Genomic DNA, 16,871 nt, shown 5'->3' with positions numbered 1-16,871 from the left:
GAAATATTGGATCAATTGATATTAAATACGGCTAGAGAGGTTGCTATTGCTGCAGCTTATGAAGCGGGCCGGCTTACACGTGAGAAGTTTGGAACATTGGATCATTATGAAGAGAAAGGCGACCATGGCGATATCGTTACGGAAGTCGATTATTTGGCAGAGAGCATCATACTAAATAAAATTAGTAGCGTATTCCCCGATCATCGCATTCGATCAGAGGAATATGGCGAGAATGATCTGACCAGCGAATGGCTGTGGTTGGTCGATCCTCTTGATGGAACTAATAATTTTGCGGTAGGATTGCCGTTGTTCGGCATCTCGATCACGCTCTCTTATAACTTTAAACCGGTTTTGGCGGTCATTTATGAGCCGATGACAGATCGTTTGTACGTGGCAAGCTCAGGCAAAGGCATTTTATGCAATGCTAGGCCAATACATATGAAACAATCAAAGGCTTTTGCAAAAGCGAGAGTTGGCTGGATACAAGGTCATGCGGTGCAAAATGAACAGCGTGCCGTAACGCTTAGACATTACATAGACGTTAACACGAAGCGGATGATGCGGCTGTGGGCGCCAACGCTGCAATGGACGATGCTTGCCAGAGGGGATTTGGATGCAATCATCGTTTACAACTCGGAGGGCGAGGATCTATATTCAGGTATTGTCATGGTTCAGGAAGCGGGCGGCGTTGTTATTGATTACGATGGCAATCCTTTTAAGGGCGTAAATGAAGAGCCTTATTTAATTGCATGCCACCCTGATCATCAGACCTATTTTATGAACCTTGTTAAAGAAGGACTGGCAACGTAAGAAAAGGATGGATATCGCTTTATTCGTATAAAATAAGGAAACAGTTTTTGGGTAGTGATCGACCCGCTAAGGAGAGACAACATGGTAGAAGCACTCATAGGAAGCTTTATTTCTGCAATGGCTACCGTGCTAGGCGCGGTTCCGCTGCTCTTCGTCAAAAGTCTTTCGGAAAAATGGAAGGACATATTGATTGCTTTTACAGCTGGCATCATGGTTTCTGCGTCTACCTTTGGCTTGCTGCCGCAAGCTCTCAAGGAATCTGGGCTAATCCCGCTGACGCTAGGTCTTTTAATTGGCGTGATTGCGCTTGACCTCATTGAAAAAAATCTACCCCATATCGATATTGAGCAAAAAAGAGGGATCTCATCCTTTGACAGCAAATCGCTGCTCGTCATATTTGCATTAATCATCCATAACATTCCGGAGGGCTTAAGCACCGGCTTTAGTTATGCAAGTGCGAATGGCGGACTTGGACCTATGGTAGCTATTGCAATCGGGGCTCAGAACATGCCGGAAGGGCTCGTCCTTGCCATCTTCCTTATTCATTCCAAGGTAAGCAAGCTGAAGCTTATGCTAATCGTAACCTTGACGGGTCTAATGGAGGTTGTTTCTGCGATAGTCGGTTATTTTGCCGCAAGTTATGTGGCTGGGCTTATTGGCTATGGACTTGCGTTTGCATCTGGTGCTATGTTGTTCATCGTCTATAAGGAGCTAATTCCTGAGACACATGGACATGGTTATGAACGTTCTGCAACCTATTCCTTTATCATAGGACTGCTTGTTATGGTGTATATTAGTCATTTCTTTGGTTAATCATTCCAAAATCAAGATGTAATTTTGACAGGAAGCACAAACATTATATTTTAATTGGTTTTTCAAGCTTTATTCGTTTACAATGAACGATAGAAAAGGGAGGTATCATAATATGTCGAAGGTAAACAGGATGTTGCTTGACGTTGATACAGGCATTGATGATGCTTTAGCCATCTTATATGCACTGCTTTCACCAGAGATTAAGGTAGAGGGTATTACGACGGGTTTTGGGAATATCGACGTTGAACAAGCTACGGAAAACACGCTGCGTGTCATTCAAGTTGCAAATTGCGGTTATGAGGTTCCCGTTGCGAAGGGTGCATCAGGTCCGCTCAAGCGTGTGTTCCCAGGCGCTGTCGCTCATATTCATGGACATAATGGCATCGGCGATGCAGAATTGCAGCCAACTCATCAGAAGCCTCTGGAGGGTATATCTGCTGCGGAATTCATCGTTCAGAAAGTGAATGAGAGCCCAGGAGAGCTTATTCTTGTAACCGTTGGCAGACAAACGAATCTAGCACTTGCTCTACAGCTAGATCCTTCCATTGTAACGAAATTCAAAAAGGTCGTTATTATGGGTGGAACAGTATTCGCACCAGGCAACATTACACCCGTGAGCGAAGCAAATCTGTACGGTGATCCAGAGGCAGCAGCGCTAGTATTCGAATCAGAGCTTCCAATTACAATTGTCGGCTTGGATGTAACACAGAAGACTCGTCTTACAAAAACACATATGGAGCAATTATCACGCGAGATTGCTGATGATAAACATGAAATCCTTGATTTCCTAAATGTCGCTTTAGAGCGTTATTTTGAATTTTATGCATTTTCTAATCACTTTGACGGCGAATGCGCAATGCATGATCCCTTAGCTGTTATTGTAGCTATTAATCCTTCTCTCGTGAAAATAGAAACGATGAATGCGGTTATTGACTGCGGTGAAGGTTTAACGGCAGGGATGATCATTACGGATCGCAGAGTACGTTCGGTTGTAGGCCGTCCTGTTGATTTCTGTTTGGAAGTTGAGCAGGAGAGAGCGATCTCCCAGCTATTATCCGTATTTAAAAAAGGGGAATAATCATCAATGGAGCAGAGGCATTCACGCGAGTCCAGATGTTACAAAACGGCAAGAGTATTTCCGCCGGACGTCAACAACCACAATACATTGTTTGGCGGGAAACTAATGGCTTACATCGACGATATTGCTTCGATTGCAGCAACCAAGCATTGCCGGCGTTCAGTCGTGACCGCCTCCACAGACTCTGTTGATTTTTTGCATCCCATCAGGCCTTCAGATTCGGTATGCTTAGAAGCATTCGTAACGTGGACAGGCCGAACCTCAGTAGAGGTTTTTGTGAAGGTGATCAAAGAGGATTTGTTAAGCGGCGAACGTAAAATTGCAGCAACCTCTTTTTTAACCTTTGTTGCACTGGACGAGAATCGGAAGCCCGTTCCTGTACCAATTGTTGTACCGGAATCGGATGAGGAGATAAAACTGTTCGAGACAGCTGAACACCGAGCGGACATGCGCAAGGTGAGAAGAGATGAAAGCAAAAAGTTTGCTGGATTTTTGACGGTTACTTATCCTTGGGATTAACTTTTGATTTCTCAAGAGACTGCGACAGCATAAAAATTGCTGTCGTGGTCTTTTTTTTGATGAAATTTAATGTTTAGCATCATATTTGTTGAATCGCTCGCTGTTTTTTGTGGGGAATGAGAGAAAATACAGCGTATTTGTATCGATTTATGCATAAAAATGATCCGAAATACGGGTGTAGAACAAATGTTCTCATATAATTCAGCCTAATTAGATGATATTTTTCATCATCTTGGGCAAAATTGACTTAAATGCTGATCTGAAAGGAGATATTGCATTAAAAATTGGGTGAATTGACTAAAATTAATGGTTTTTATCCCCAATATGCTCATTTTGCGAGAAGGGAACATTTGTTCCCTTTTTATGTTTTAGCGCTCAGATAGTAAAGGCAGCTCTTTTTATCAGAGCTGCCTAAACATTAGATTAGCAGCTTTTGTCCTTTTTCTTCGGTATAGCTTCGTCGTTTCTGCTTTGCTTATCGCCAAATTGATCGAGCCTGGATGGACTTGAAGCTGGTCCATCATTATCAGGTTTATTGTTTCTTCCTGTCAATGTCATCACCTCCAGCATTATAGGGTGAGCAGTAATTGTCCATTTCATACCCACAAATAATCGATGAATTGAGCCTGTTTGTCCAATTATACGTAGTAGTGTATGTACATCATTTTTTCAGTCTAATTATTCAGAGTATGGAGAGTGCTGCAGGATGAATTTTACTTTCGTTTTTACACGTGCATTTTTGTTAAGTTTAATGGGTGCAATCGGGTTCATATGGATATCCATTTGGATTGGCGATCAGCGAATTGCAAATTTCGATCAGAGTATCATCAGTATAGTTCAAGGAGCGGAATCTGATACTCTTACAGCGATAATGAAGTTTTTTTCTTTTATTGGATCAGGATTGATGGTTTCTATTCTTGCTATCATTATGTTAGTCGTATTAGCAAAATTGCAATATAGAAGAGAACTGTACTTCTTTGCAGGAATCTTAATTGGATCAACCATTTTAAATAGTGTGCTAAAATTGAGTTTTCAACGTGTCAGGCCAACGATTTACCGCATTATTGAAGAAAATGGCTATAGTTTTCCGAGTGGACATTCCATGGCCGCTTTCACTTTTTACGGGATTATCATTTTTCTATTATGGAAGCATATTCCGAAGGCGTACTGGCGTGTCATTTTGATCTTAGTTGGTTCAGTTATGATACTGGGGATAGGGATTAGCCGGATTTATTTAGGGGTCCATTTTCCAAGTGATATTGTAGGTGGATATTTGGCTAGTGGGACTTGGCTTGCTGTATCGATTGGTTTGTATCAGTATGTACTCGATAGAAGGCATCGCAAATTGAGAAGGTAACGATAATGACGAAGCATTGAGGAGTAAATATGAATTGTATTGCTATCCAGCATTATTATAAAGTGAAGAGAGAAATCACAAGTGTAGAACAAAAAACAGTAGTGGATGAACGTCTCATGTATTTATACAAAGAGAAAATTGTTACTAAGTACCGTGAGTTTCCGATAACGGAAGTATTCGATCTATCTTTTAAACCGATTGGCGGGGATGGCGGTATTTTCTATTTGCACACGCTGCAGGGTGTTTTCTCGTATATGATATCCACAGATCCAGCGTCTTTTATAGAAGCGTTTAAGGATTTAAGCAGTTCTTCTCCAAAAGAATGATTCATGTTGAAAATGAACCAATAGCGTTGCAGCTCTTGATGAGACCGCCCTTGATTAAAGGCGGTCTTTACATGTTTAAACAGGTATCAATTTTGCCGAATATGAAGAAGGACGAACCTTAATGCTGTAATCTTAATGGAAGCTTAATTGTCGGCCCAATAATGAATAAGAGTTAAGGTCTAGTTAAAGCTGAGTTACACAAGATCTAAGAATGGTTTGTTAGAATGAGGAAGACAAAAGCAAAGCTAAATAAATAAGCAGGTGATTTATCGGAATTCAGCTGAATTGGTTAAAACAAAGAATGTAGCATAAGGGGAGAAAATGAATGTTGAAAAAAATATTTAGATTTTTACTTAAAGCTGTAATTTTCATTATTATAGCTATTGTAGTTTTTCTAGCCGTCGTTTTTATCGTTAATATCATCAGCAATAAAACGGACAAAGATAAAATCGTACCTTATGGTCAGCTTGTACCTGTAGACGGGAAAAATATGAATGTTTTGATTGAAGGAGATGGCAAAGAAACGGTTGTGCTGCTGCCTGGTTACGGAACAGGAGCGCCAGCACTTGATTTTAAACCACTAGTTGATGAGTTGGCACCATTTTACAAAGTAGTCGTGATTGAGCCATTTGGATATGGCTTAAGCGATGTTACAGAAAAAGAACGTACTACTGAAAATATAGTGAAAGAAATTCATGAAGCGCTGCAACAGCTAAATATTAACCGCTACACGTTAATGGGTCACTCTATAGCCGGTATTTACGGTCTAGATTATGTGAACAAATATGAGAATGAAGTTACAGCATTTGTTGGGATAGACAGCAGTGTTCCAACACAAGGCGGTTTGGATGAACCATTTCCATCAGATGTTTATAAAGTACTCAAAAAGACTGGTTTCTTGCGATTGTTATCGAAACTAACCGAAGATCAGCTTATTGCTCCAGAAGTTAATGATGAAATGAGAGAGCAGATTAGAATAATCTCTCTCAGAAATATGATGAATCCCAATATCATTAGTGAAGGGGAAAATTTCAAGCCTAATTTTGCCGCTGTTGAGAATTCGAAATTCCCGAAAGACCTTCCTGTTATTTTCTTTTTAGAAGCGAATAATACGGATGTTGAAGGCTGGGAACAATTGCATGAAGAACAGATAAAAGATCTAGTTCATGGAAAATTGATGACATTTGAAGGCACGCATTATCTACACCATACAAGGTCCAAAGAAATCGTGGAAAACTATAGGAGCTTTATGGAGGATGTAAATAAAGGCCAGTAGAAAGTTCTGGCCATATACAATTGAATATAAAGCAGGCGCTCCTGGACTACTGCCGGGAGCGCCTTTTTTCGTGTTAAGTATGATAATACATAGAAGAAACCCCGATTTTGTTTCCTAAAGCTTGGATTTGAAAACTCTGAAATCATCATCTACCTTTCTATACAAGAGTGAACAGCCGGAATGAGAGAAGTAGGGGAATAAACTGACAGCGTGATCCTTCCGGAGCTTATGCTTTTAGAAAGGGTTGGGATAATCAGCAGCTTGGAAGAAGGGAGAAATAGAAATGGCTTTGTGATATAATATGGTAAAATCTTCAACTCCATAAACGTAGAGACTATCCCACATGTAGCGTCATCTTTCAGAGAAATTATCTCTCAATAACCGTAGTTTCCGGAGTTCCTAGATTTGAAGACATCCCAAGAGGAGGAAAACAGAAATGAAGAAGAAGGTTGTTACGACTTTATGCGGTACCATGATACTTTTGGTGGGCATGGGTACAGGTGCTTTCGCGAGCTCCAATCTTCAAGAAATTAAAGCGTTGTTAAACGGAGATTTAAAAATCAGAGTGAACGGGGAGATTACCCCTCTCAAAGATGGCAATGGCAAAGCAGTACTTCCTATTACTTATAAAGGAACTACATATCTTCCGGTACGATCTGTTTCTGAGCTGTTGGATGTTCCGGTGAAATATGACGGGACAGCCAAAGAGGTGATTATTGGCGAACAGCGGGCAGGCATTCCCGTGAATCAGGAGGATTTTAACACCAGTCTGCATACCAAGGACCCTGCACTGACCAAATACGGCGGCAAGAATTATAAGGAAGTTCTGTACAGCGCACCTAATTCCAATATTAAATATACCGCGCTCAGCCCTAACGGCAAATATCAGAAGCTTGTTCTGCAATTCGCTGCAGTCGGCAAGGAAGTGGAGTCTCTTGAAATTAGGGATAATGACAAGAATGTGCTCCTTAAAAAAGTAGAGAAGATTTCCCCTAATAGTGATCTCCAGACGATTGAGGTAGATATTTCTGGAGTAAAGAACATCGCAATAAATGTGACACAAGCTGTTGACGGCGGGTTCATTATTCCGCTAGATACTTCAATTTACAAGTAAGATTAAGCAGAGAAGCCCACAATGCCCGTATACGCGTAGTGGGCTTTTTTTCATGTGAAATTACATTAGATTTTTTCTCGTTCTTTTTGTTTTAATGACAGACTCATTCTTTAAAATAGGGCGTAATCCCGCTTGAATATAGGTTCTCCACTAACTTGAAAAATTGTTCTGAGGATAAATCCTTTTGACGCTGGAGCCAAAGACGAAATAAAGAAAGGGAAGTTGTCAGGTAAAACTCAATTAAGTATGGCGTTAAGGAATGGTTTTGCGGAACGTTTAATTCTAATTGATCCAAAGTGATTTCATTTTTTAATCGTTTTAAAAAACGGGCACTTCCATAATCACCCAAAAGGGCATTAAGAACCAGAAGATGTTCTCTTTTGTCCAGACAATTGAGCGTATCTTGAACCGTATGCATCGATAGCTCTTTATTCGCCAATTCTTTTTTTATGTCATTCAATAAGTCATTTTCAACAGAGTCTAAGTTCATTAAAGTATATTTTGACGAGACAAATAAGAAAGAGTAAGTAGCCATAAATCATTGAACTAACGGGTAATGATAGTTGAATGATACACATTGATGAGCAGGTGCTACGGCAGCCTACTTTTTTCATTGAAATGGGGCAGGATAGTTTGAAGCTTGCGTAGAATAATCCTATATAACAAATCCATATTTTGGTTAATTCGATAATGTGAAATGGGGTTGATACAAATGTTTTTAGTAAATTCTCGTGCCATAATTGAAAGAATAGTAAACGGAATATTAGAAATAGTAGTACAGACAAGGGATAAAGCGGGAGAAACGAAAAAAATTGAACTTCCTGGTGGCAGAATTGAGCAATATGAATCATTAACACAAGCTCTAATAAGGGAAGTTAAGGAAGAGACTGGACTGGATGTAGTTGAAATTGAAGGCGAGGATACACGGGTCGATACAACAGGAATCGACCCAGAATTCCAAGTGGAATGTATAAGACCGTTTGGAGCTTATCAAACAATAAAGGGCCCTTTCGATTCAGTTGGAGTTTATTTCCGTTGCAAGGTGCAAGGGGAGTTATTATCTTCAGGTGATGATACTAAGAACCCACGATGGATTTCAGTAGACGAATTAAGACGTTTGATGGATGTTGAACCTTTGCAATTTTCTAATGTAGACAGAGCAGGAATAATGTTTTACTTAAAATCACTCAAGTAGACTTGGGTTTATGATTAAGAGCCTGGGAGAAAAGTACCCTGGAGTTGAGCGATTTGAATGTAATTTCTCACAACATAAATGATTGTACAAACGGGGAACAATAGCTTAATTAACTATCAAAAGAATGAGGCTGCCGACATAAACCGGCAGCCTCGTTGAGCTGACGAGTAGTTTAGCTTGAAGGTATGATACACGGAGGATTTAAGAATGGAGCAATAAATTATGGTACCTCTATCGAACAAAGTCATATTGTCTTCCATTGATGGTTCTGCAAAGTTTATACAAGCGACAAGATATCTGGTTCATATTAATTATACTTTTGATATGACAGGAGCAACAAAATTCATATCACATACTTCTCATTTTTACGTGAGATAAGAACAGATTGAGGGTATTGTTTGTTGTATCGATGAGGATGTTTACTAAGTTGCATTGTACTAACGGGTAAGTTTAGTTTAATAGCATACAACGATGAGCAGGCGCTGTAGTGACCTGCTCATTTCCATTAAACTTACGGACAGTTTAATGGAAATGATTTGTAGAAAAAACCTATAGATGAAAGCAACAAAAGTAGTGTAGGTCGGGAGGATTCTAGATTTCGTACATGCTGCGGGATTTTCTGGCTACCCTCTCTGGCGATTTTCATTCTGGACAATTCTACCGGCAGTTGAATAAAGCGGATGTGACAATTCAACCAACGCTTGATAGAATCACGTTTGCGGAAATGCTATGCTTTATTCGACGGTGCGCACTGTACATTTTTTTTACGGAGGTAATACGATGCTCGACTTACGTAAAATTGGAGCTTATATTTCGAAGCTTCGCAAAGATCAGGATCTGACCCAATTGGAACTTGCCGATCAACTGAATTTAAGTCATCAAGCGGTATCGAAATGGGAACGGGGCGACTCGATACCGGATATCGGAACGCTTCCGCAGCTTGCGAGGATATTCGGAAAAACGGTAGACGACATTATTAATGCAGGAGAAAACGCAGAAAATCGGGAGCACCAGCACCTAGGAACGATCGTTGAGGAGATCGCAGGGAACAGGCCAGAACAAGTTGCAGAGATGGTCAATAACGGAGAGGTGGAGGTGGAAGAACTTGTAGAAGTAGCGCCGTTTGTAAAGGCAAGCGTTCTGCATAAGGTTACTGAACGATTAGACAGCAACGTCTTTACGTTAGACGTGATCATGAGGCTGGCTCCGTTCCTTGGAACAGATACATTGGATGAACTGGTTCGTCAGGCAGAAGAAGGCGAGATTGTGTGGAATGTTATTACCGGACTCGCTCCGTTCGTCAGCAGTGACACATTAAACCGACTGGTAGATAAATCGATTGACGGTTCCTTAGAAGTGCACAATCTTGTTGGAATTGCGCCGTTTCTTGAAAGAGAACAAGTAGATCGATTGGTACAACATGCAGATGAGGGCAGCTTGAGCTGGCATTCCGTTCAAGGGCTGGCACCCTTTATTAGCAGAGATACATTAAGTCGTTTGGTAGACCGGGTTGTAGACGGCACCATCGATTCGAACCGGATCGTAAGCCTCGCACCTTTTCTGGGTAGGGAACAGGTGGATCGGTTGGTACAAGAAGCCGAAGAAGGAAGCCTGAGCTGGAATGCCGTGAATGGACTGGCGCCCTTTATTAGCAGAGAGACATTAAGTCGTTTGGTAGACCAGGTTGTAGACGGAACCATCGATGCGAACCGGATCATAAGCCTCGCACCTTTTTTGGATAGGGAAAATCTCGAGAAGTTGATTGATGGAATATCCAAGTAAAGCAAATCAATTCGAATCAGATAAAACGATCAATAATGTATTGCATTTTTTGTCATAATTAATATTCAGGCGTGTTTATCGCAAGTGATGATAACACTACGTTTACAGTTAGTTGGGAGGTGTCAACTGACTGAAAGAATTGGGTACATTGGATGGAGATCAAGTTGACTAAAGTCATTTAGCTGAAAATTCCCAGACGAGTCTTTGACGAATAGGCTTAAACTGATCTGTCAAAACACTAATACAAGAGTACTCATTTTTTATAATAAACATGGATACTTTCCTGTTGATCTGTTTGGTAGGCAAAATGACACAGGGGATTATGTGGTTGGAATCCGATTGGAGAAAGTAATTGTTTGAATAATTTTGTGTAATACATGAACCGTAATGGTCAAAATAAAGATCATGCAAATATAAAGGCTTATTGACCAGTATTCTAAAAAGGTTGTTGCAGTTTATCAAAATTTTTGGATTTAAAACTAGATTGAATCAAATATAACGTCCGAAATGTCATATGCAAGAAAAAAAAGAATCACCTCAAAATGTTGATCTTCAATAATAAAGATCAACATTTTGTTATAAGAGGTCAGGGAACATAAGTTCAGAAACGGTTATCGATACACATTCTTGTCATCCGATGTCATAGGACAACAACATAAATATATTGGAAACCGCCTAAACAGCGGTTTTTTTGTTGTAAGGATATATGTACTTGTCCAAGCCTGAAGACAAGTACATATATACTTAGCCGAGATTGAAAAGAACACATACTCATAACCGATTAATCTTGAGATTAGGAACTATCATTAAGCTAATGAGCAGTTTAACGTCACTGAAACAGCGACAGTCTAATCCTTTATTCTCTACCGACAACAGGCCGACATACGCGCTTTTTTCCCTCCTTTTAATTTCGCAAGTGTCATTTGTTCCCCTTTTGCAGAAATTTCAGTTTGAGGTTCACCAGTGCAATGCCTCCGATAATTAGAAAGAGTCCCGCCACCAGTTTGGAAGTGATCGTTTCACCTGCCAAGATGATATGACATGAACGTGTTAAAAATGTACTTAGCGGCGATAGTAAAAAACATTTAGAGGATAAGATTCATTCATTACTAAAGGGAGCGTTCAAAAAGTAAATTCTTGAGATAGTTGGCAATGATGAAGAATTAATTGAAGTAAAGAAATAAAAGTTCCATTTTGCTAACGGGAGACTTTAGTTGAATACAACAGGGAGCAGATTGCGATCGGGCAGCTGCTCCTTTTTTCATTAAGCTAAAGTGTAGGTTAGTGTAGTTAATATTCCCAAAATTCCCTCATTGTGAGACTCATTTGTGAGTATTTTTCATAGAGTACCGAATTCCATCAAGCATATTTGATGAGATTTTATTTATTAAAATGATGAAAAAGTAAACAAATGTATATGAAAGTAAGAACTTATCTGTTTTCCTATGGCTAACACGTCTCATACTATTAACTGTGAGGAGGCCTCTTGGTAAGGAATGGGTGCCCGGGAATAGCGAGTACTCAAGTTAGCAGTACGAAAAACCGAATATATCATTTCATACGAGGAAATGAGGATGAGGAAATGCAGTCAAGCCGAAGGAATCAACAAAGATGTTCGTTATTGTTAACGTTGGTCTTATTTTTTTCTATCATATTTTCTGTTCATCCATCGATAACGTACGCAGACGGAACATCAAAGGCAGAAGAAATCACGCAACAAGCACCGGATAACTCAGTACCGGAAACAGTGCCTGATTCGGAAGTAGTTTCGGATCCTGAAGCTGTCCCAGATGCCAACCTCGAAGAGCCATTCGCTGTGCAGCAGCCAGGTATGGATGGAGCACCAACGGCTTTAGCTAGCGTCCGGGAGAACTATGCTTTGAAGAAGGATGTGAAAGTATCCGGCAATGAAGTTCCGGACGGACTTTTTCCTAAATATGCGGTCGATGGAGACTCTTCAACGCGCTGGTCTTCCGATAAATACGACGATCAATGGTTTGAAGTAGATTTAGGCGAAAAGAAGGAGATCGGTCAAGTTATCATTCGTTGGCAGACGCCAGCTACTTCCTACCGCGTGCTGACATCGGTCTATGGTGATAATTGGGAGAACATTACACTTGAGAATAATGGCATTATTAATTGCCAAGGTGGAACGGAAGTCCTGAATTTCACGTCAAGAGAAGCAAGATACGTCAAGTTTGTAGGGGTTGAGCGGAAACCGGCTGATGGCATTCTGTATGGGTATTCATTTTATGAGTTCGAGGTATACAGCGAAGATCCACTAGCGAAAATCATCAAAGGGATTCACGGCATTGAACCGATCAGTCAAGGACAGACCGAGTTCCCATTCCCGGCTGTACCAGAAGGCTATCAAATCTCCATCTACGGATCGGATGCGCTGCCTGTCATTGACAAGGAAGGCGTCATTGTCCCCCCATTGGTGGATAAAAAGGTTCATGTGATGCTGCAAGTACAAAGCCTGGAGGACAAAGCGCAGAAAGCGATAACGCCGTCTTTCGAAGTTACGGTCACAGGATTAAATCAACAGATCGAAGGGCTGAATGAGGAACCGAAAGTAATTCCGTCCCTGCAAGAATGGATTGGGAGAACAGATCAATATACATTATCGTCTGCAGCGAAGATTGTTTATAATGACCCATCGTTAGCCAAATCAGCAGCTATCGTCCAAGAAGATATGAATGCGATTACGGGACGGGAATTGACTGTTACCCAAGGGACACCATCCATCGGAGATCTGTACTTGTCCTTAAATCCGACGGATAAGTTCTTAGGTCAAGAAGGTTACATACTCGATATCGGTGATTATGTAGCCATTACGGCGCCGACGGTAAAGGGTGTCTTCAGCGGAACGCGTTCCGTGCTGCAAATTCTGAAGCAGGATGAAGGTCATGACCAGATTCCGAAGGGGCAGTCCCGCGACTATCCGAAATACGAGACACGCGGATTTATGATCGACGTGGCTCGCAAATTCTATACGATTGATTTCTTGCGGGATTACGTGAAGATGATGGCTTGGTATAAGATGACGGATTTGCAAATCCATTTGAATGATGATATTGGCAATCGCGGTGCGTTTCGGTTAGAAAGCGAGAGGTATCCGAATTTAGCAAGTATAGATGGCTTTTATACGAAAGAAGAGTTCCGAGATTTGCAGCGGTTAGGCCAAGATTATGGTATTAATATTATCCCTGAAATCGATACGCCGGGGCATTCGCGTGCTTTTACGACATTAGATCCTTCTCTGGGGAATGATTCGCATCTCGACGTCTCAAAACCCGAGACCGTCGAGTTTGTCAAGAATTTGTGGAGTGAATATCTTGATGGCTGGAGAGGCGGAGACCCTACATTTCTCGGTCCTGATGTTCAAATTGGAACCGATGAATACAAAGGAAACACGGAAGATTTCAGAAAATATATGGATACCATGATCAAATTCATCAATAGCAAAGGGAAACATCCTTTGTTGTGGGGCGGATTGCAAGAGTACGCCGGTAAGACACCGATCAGCAATGAAGCGACCATGGCGATCTGGCACTTACCGTATGGAGGACCGCAGCAAGCAATAGATCTTGGTTATAACATCATTAACATCAATAATAGCTATTTATATCTCGTACCCCGACTATATGCCGATTATTTAAATACGTCACTTTTATATCAGGAATGGGAGCCTGTAAAATGGTACGGTGCGACGCTGCCTTTCGGCCATCCGCAATTAAAAGGCGGCATGTTCGCAATTTGGAACGATATTTCGTATGAAGCGGGGCTATCGATGGATGATACCCATGTCCGCTTGGTCCCTGCCATGCAGGTCCTTTCCGAGAAAATGTGGCACGGCGCGAGAAGCGATGTAGACTACGATACCTTTGTGAAGACGGCTGCGAAGATGGGCGATGCGCCGAATACCCACCTTTCCTATGATGTGAAAGTCAAAAATACGGAAGGAAGCGTCCTTGATTATTCGTTCGAAAACAATTTCATCGACGCATCCGGTAACGGATACAATGCAAGGAGCAATAACGTCGATTTTGTCAAAGGAAAATATGGGCAAGGTGCCCACTTCAACGGCGGTACTAGTTATTTGGATACACCGCTCAACAGCTTAAACTTTGGTTGGACCGTCTCCATGTGGATTAACCCGGATGCGGACAATCCGGACGATACCATATTAATGGAATCGCCTGCGGGAACGGTAAAATTAAAGCAACACGGCACCAAGGGTAAATTAGGATTTTCTAAAGAAGGATATGATAGCGCATTCAATTACAAAGTGCCGGCTGGCCAATGGACTCATCTTCTCATCACGGGGGACAGCAATGGCGTCTCGCTCTATGTGAACGGGAATGAATACGTCGAGAAGCTGGCGCAGCCAGTGCAGCGCATTCAGACGCTTGTCCTGCCTGTCGCGAAAATCGGCGGCACAACCAACGCGTTCAAAGGAACGATCGATAATCTACAAGTCTATAATCGCTTCATTCCGCTGCTCGATGTGAACAACTATGCGCTGCATCAGGGAACCGATGCCTCGGGATTAGAGGCGGCATGGGTACCTTCAAGCCAAGCCGTCGATGGAAATATGATCACGCGCTGGGCGAGTACGTACAAAGACGATTCGTGGTTCACCGTTGACTTGGACAAAACGCAAAATATTAGCAAGGTCGTCATCGGATGGGAGACGGCCGCGAAAAGGTTTAAGATTCTATATTCCACTGATAACGTAACATGGAAAAACGTGATGGCAGACGATCGAATTCTTACGGCCAGCGATAAACGAGAGACGAGTACGGTGGAATTCGCTCCGAAGCAGGCCAGATACGTGAAATTCCAAGGAATTGAGCGAATGCCGGTCTATGGCGAATACTACGGATATTCCATCTATGAGTTCGAAGTCTACGGCGAAGATCTAATGGAACCCTACAAAGAATTAATTGATGCAGCCGAGAAATTGATCAATTTGAACAAAGGGAACGAGGAGCTTCGCAAACAATTGATGTTCCTGTTGGATCGATACCCGTATCATTTTGAGACAGTAGTGGATACGCTGCGCGATCTGAACGCGAGGTTGAAGGATTCTATCGATAAACCGGAACCGAAACCTCCAATCGACACTGATAATCCTAGACCTGGCGTGAAGGAAGGCGAAGCGACGATCAAAGCCGGCGAAGCGGGAACGGTCAGCTTAGGCAAGCAGATCACAGTCTCTGTTCCGGTAGGCGCAGCGAAAGAAACGATGATGCTGCATCTGAAGAAAATCGACAATTCCGCTGACTTGCTGAAGCAGCAGCCGAATGCAATAAGCCCAGTGTTTGAATTGTCAAAGGATGTGAAGGGCGGCTTCGATAATCTGATTCAGATCAGCTTGACGTTCGATGACAGTAAGCTTGGCAAAGATCAACAAGCATCTGTGTTCCAATACGATAAAGCAACAGCGCGTTGGGTGGAACTCAAAGGCACGGTAACGGGCAGTACGATTCAAGCGGATACGCATAATGTCGGTATATTCGCCGTCTTTGCCGTCAATCGTAAGTCAACCGAGCCGAAGCCGGCCTTCAAAGACATCGCAGACCACTGGGCTGCCAAGGATATTCAAGCAGCCGTGCAGCGAGGAATGACGAACGGATATCCGGACGGAACATTCAGACCGGATCAGTCCGTGACACGCGCGGAGTTCACGGTATGGCTCGCGAAGGCGATGCAGCTAAGCGGCGAAAGCCGTACGAAGGCGTTCGTAGATCAAGCCTCGATCCCGATATGGGCGAGTGAGGCCGTGGCGCAAGCTGTAGAGCTCGGACTCATTCAAGGCTATGCAGATCAACGGTTCATGCCGAATCAGCCGATCAGTCGCGCAGAGATGGTGACGATGGTCGCGAGAGCATTGAAGCTGTCTAACGACGCAAGCGCAAGAACGAGCTTCGCAGATGACAAGCAAATCCCGGCATGGGCGATCGGAGCCATTGATGCAGCTGTGCAGCAAGCCTGGATTCAAGGGCGTGGCAGCAATCAATTTGCGCCGAATGCATCGACAACACGCGCCGAATCGATCACTGTCTTATTGAAAGCATTTTCAAAGGCATGAATAAAGAAAACGCTCATCATCACCAAGAGATGTTGAGCGTCTTTCTCATTCATTAAAGCGGGCGAAACGCGAATTCTGGCGTCTCCTTCAAATGCTCGATCATATCAAGCCAAGTGTATTATTTCCCACAAATTCTAAATACTTCATATTAAACTCTATATGTCGGACGACAAGAACATATATACAACGGTAGTCGCCTAAACAGCGGTTTTTTTATTTTTTGTATAGAAGTTCTTGTCGTGAGCTCAAGTCAAGAACTTCTATACAAAGCCGTATACCTTATTAAAAATAGTGGAATTAATTGACAGAGCAAGTTGAGTGTGATAGCATTGCTTTAACTTAAAACGAAAAGGCTATGATGAGAAATAGTAACTATTAGGGATCTCACAGAGAGAAGATGGTTGGTGCGAATCTTCATTGATCTAATAGTGAAGCAGTCTCGGAGCTGTGAACCGAACAGAGGAATCTTAGTAGGCTTCAACGGAGTTCCACCGTTATTCAGGA

At 42.1% G+C, this 16,871-nt stretch carries 13 protein-coding genes and 1 other annotated feature (1 of these 14 only partly in view); of the genes, 11 read left to right on the top strand and 2 right to left on the bottom strand.

The genetic code is table 11. The features are described 5' to 3' along the window. Nucleotides 1-6 precede the first annotated feature (6 nt). The 4 genes from AB4Z45_RS02570 to AB4Z45_RS02555 all read left to right on the top strand — a co-directional run bounded on the left by AB4Z45_RS02570 (nucleotide 7) and on the right by AB4Z45_RS02555 (nucleotide 3,220). Entirely contained in the window at nucleotides 7-810 is an 804-nt protein-coding gene (locus AB4Z45_RS02570; RefSeq protein WP_441907748.1) for an inositol monophosphatase family protein, read from the top strand. A gap of 81 nt (nucleotides 811-891) precedes the next feature. After that, nucleotides 892-1,623, top strand: a complete 732-nt coding sequence (locus tag AB4Z45_RS02565; RefSeq protein WP_054024887.1) for a ZIP family metal transporter — start codon at nucleotides 892-894, stop codon at nucleotides 1,621-1,623. A 112-nt stretch (nucleotides 1,624-1,735) separates the two neighbouring features. Beyond that, nucleotides 1,736-2,701, top strand: a complete 966-nt coding sequence (locus tag AB4Z45_RS02560; RefSeq protein WP_441907747.1) for a nucleoside hydrolase — start codon at nucleotides 1,736-1,738, stop codon at nucleotides 2,699-2,701. A gap of 6 nt (nucleotides 2,702-2,707) precedes the next feature. Then, nucleotides 2,708-3,220, top strand: coding sequence for an acyl-CoA thioesterase (locus tag AB4Z45_RS02555; RefSeq protein WP_076269341.1), 513 nt, complete (start codon nucleotides 2,708-2,710; stop codon nucleotides 3,218-3,220). Between the two features lie 423 nt (nucleotides 3,221-3,643). Here the strand turns inward: AB4Z45_RS02555 and AB4Z45_RS02550 are convergent, their stop codons facing one another. After that, a complete protein-coding gene (locus AB4Z45_RS02550) occupies nucleotides 3,644-3,772 on the bottom strand; it encodes a hypothetical protein (RefSeq protein ID WP_256710960.1) in 129 nt (42 codons plus the stop codon). A 154-nt stretch (nucleotides 3,773-3,926) separates the two neighbouring features. Between AB4Z45_RS02550 and AB4Z45_RS02545 the strand changes: the two genes are divergently transcribed. From AB4Z45_RS02545 to AB4Z45_RS02530, 4 genes are all read left to right on the top strand, one after another. Then, on the top strand, nucleotides 3,927-4,577 hold the full coding sequence (locus AB4Z45_RS02545; protein WP_441907746.1) for a phosphatase PAP2 family protein: 651 nt from the start codon (nucleotides 3,927-3,929) through the stop codon (nucleotides 4,575-4,577). 29 nt (nucleotides 4,578-4,606) lie between these two features. Beyond that, complete coding sequence (locus AB4Z45_RS02540; protein WP_441907745.1) at nucleotides 4,607-4,903, top strand: hypothetical protein; 297 nt, start codon at nucleotides 4,607-4,609, stop codon at nucleotides 4,901-4,903. A 325-nt stretch (nucleotides 4,904-5,228) separates the two neighbouring features. Continuing rightward, the gene (locus AB4Z45_RS02535) at nucleotides 5,229-6,179 is read left to right on the top strand and encodes an alpha/beta fold hydrolase (protein ID WP_441907744.1); all 951 of its coding nucleotides are present in this window, start codon (nucleotides 5,229-5,231) and stop codon (nucleotides 6,177-6,179) included. Nucleotides 6,180-6,615: 436 nt separating this feature from the next. Then, nucleotides 6,616-7,293, top strand: coding sequence for a stalk domain-containing protein (locus AB4Z45_RS02530; RefSeq protein WP_441907743.1), 678 nt, complete (start codon nucleotides 6,616-6,618; stop codon nucleotides 7,291-7,293). 103 nt (nucleotides 7,294-7,396) lie between these two features. Here the strand turns inward: AB4Z45_RS02530 and AB4Z45_RS02525 are convergent, their stop codons facing one another. Beyond that, a complete protein-coding gene (locus AB4Z45_RS02525) occupies nucleotides 7,397-7,711 on the bottom strand; it encodes a hypothetical protein (protein WP_441907742.1) in 315 nt (104 codons plus the stop codon). Between the two features lie 294 nt (nucleotides 7,712-8,005). Here AB4Z45_RS02525 and AB4Z45_RS02520 point away from each other — a divergent pair, with 294 nt between their 5' ends. The 3 genes from AB4Z45_RS02520 to AB4Z45_RS02510 all read left to right on the top strand — a co-directional run bounded on the left by AB4Z45_RS02520 (nucleotide 8,006) and on the right by AB4Z45_RS02510 (nucleotide 16,367). Continuing rightward, nucleotides 8,006-8,488 carry an NUDIX hydrolase gene (locus AB4Z45_RS02520; RefSeq protein ID WP_441907741.1) on the top strand — a complete coding sequence of 161 codons (483 nt, stop codon included), beginning with the start codon at nucleotides 8,006-8,008 and terminating at the stop codon, nucleotides 8,486-8,488. Nucleotides 8,489-9,268: 780 nt separating this feature from the next. After that, the gene (locus tag AB4Z45_RS02515) at nucleotides 9,269-10,270 is read left to right on the top strand and encodes a helix-turn-helix transcriptional regulator (protein ID WP_441907740.1); all 1,002 of its coding nucleotides are present in this window, start codon (nucleotides 9,269-9,271) and stop codon (nucleotides 10,268-10,270) included. Between the two features lie 1,621 nt (nucleotides 10,271-11,891). Beyond that, nucleotides 11,892-16,367 (top strand): discoidin domain-containing protein, encoded by a 4,476-nt coding sequence (locus AB4Z45_RS02510; protein WP_441907739.1) that lies wholly within the window; start codon nucleotides 11,892-11,894, stop codon nucleotides 16,365-16,367. A gap of 346 nt (nucleotides 16,368-16,713) precedes the next feature. Further along, nucleotides 16,714-16,871, top strand: a binding site (T-box leader) (it continues 86 nt past the right edge of the window).

This window comes from Paenibacillus sp. MCAF9, from assembly GCF_052114265.1.
Lineage (GTDB): Bacteria > Bacillota > Bacilli > Paenibacillales > Paenibacillaceae > Pristimantibacillus.
Note: the sequence above shows the minus strand (reverse complement) of the source record. Positions and strands in the feature narration are given on the sequence as shown.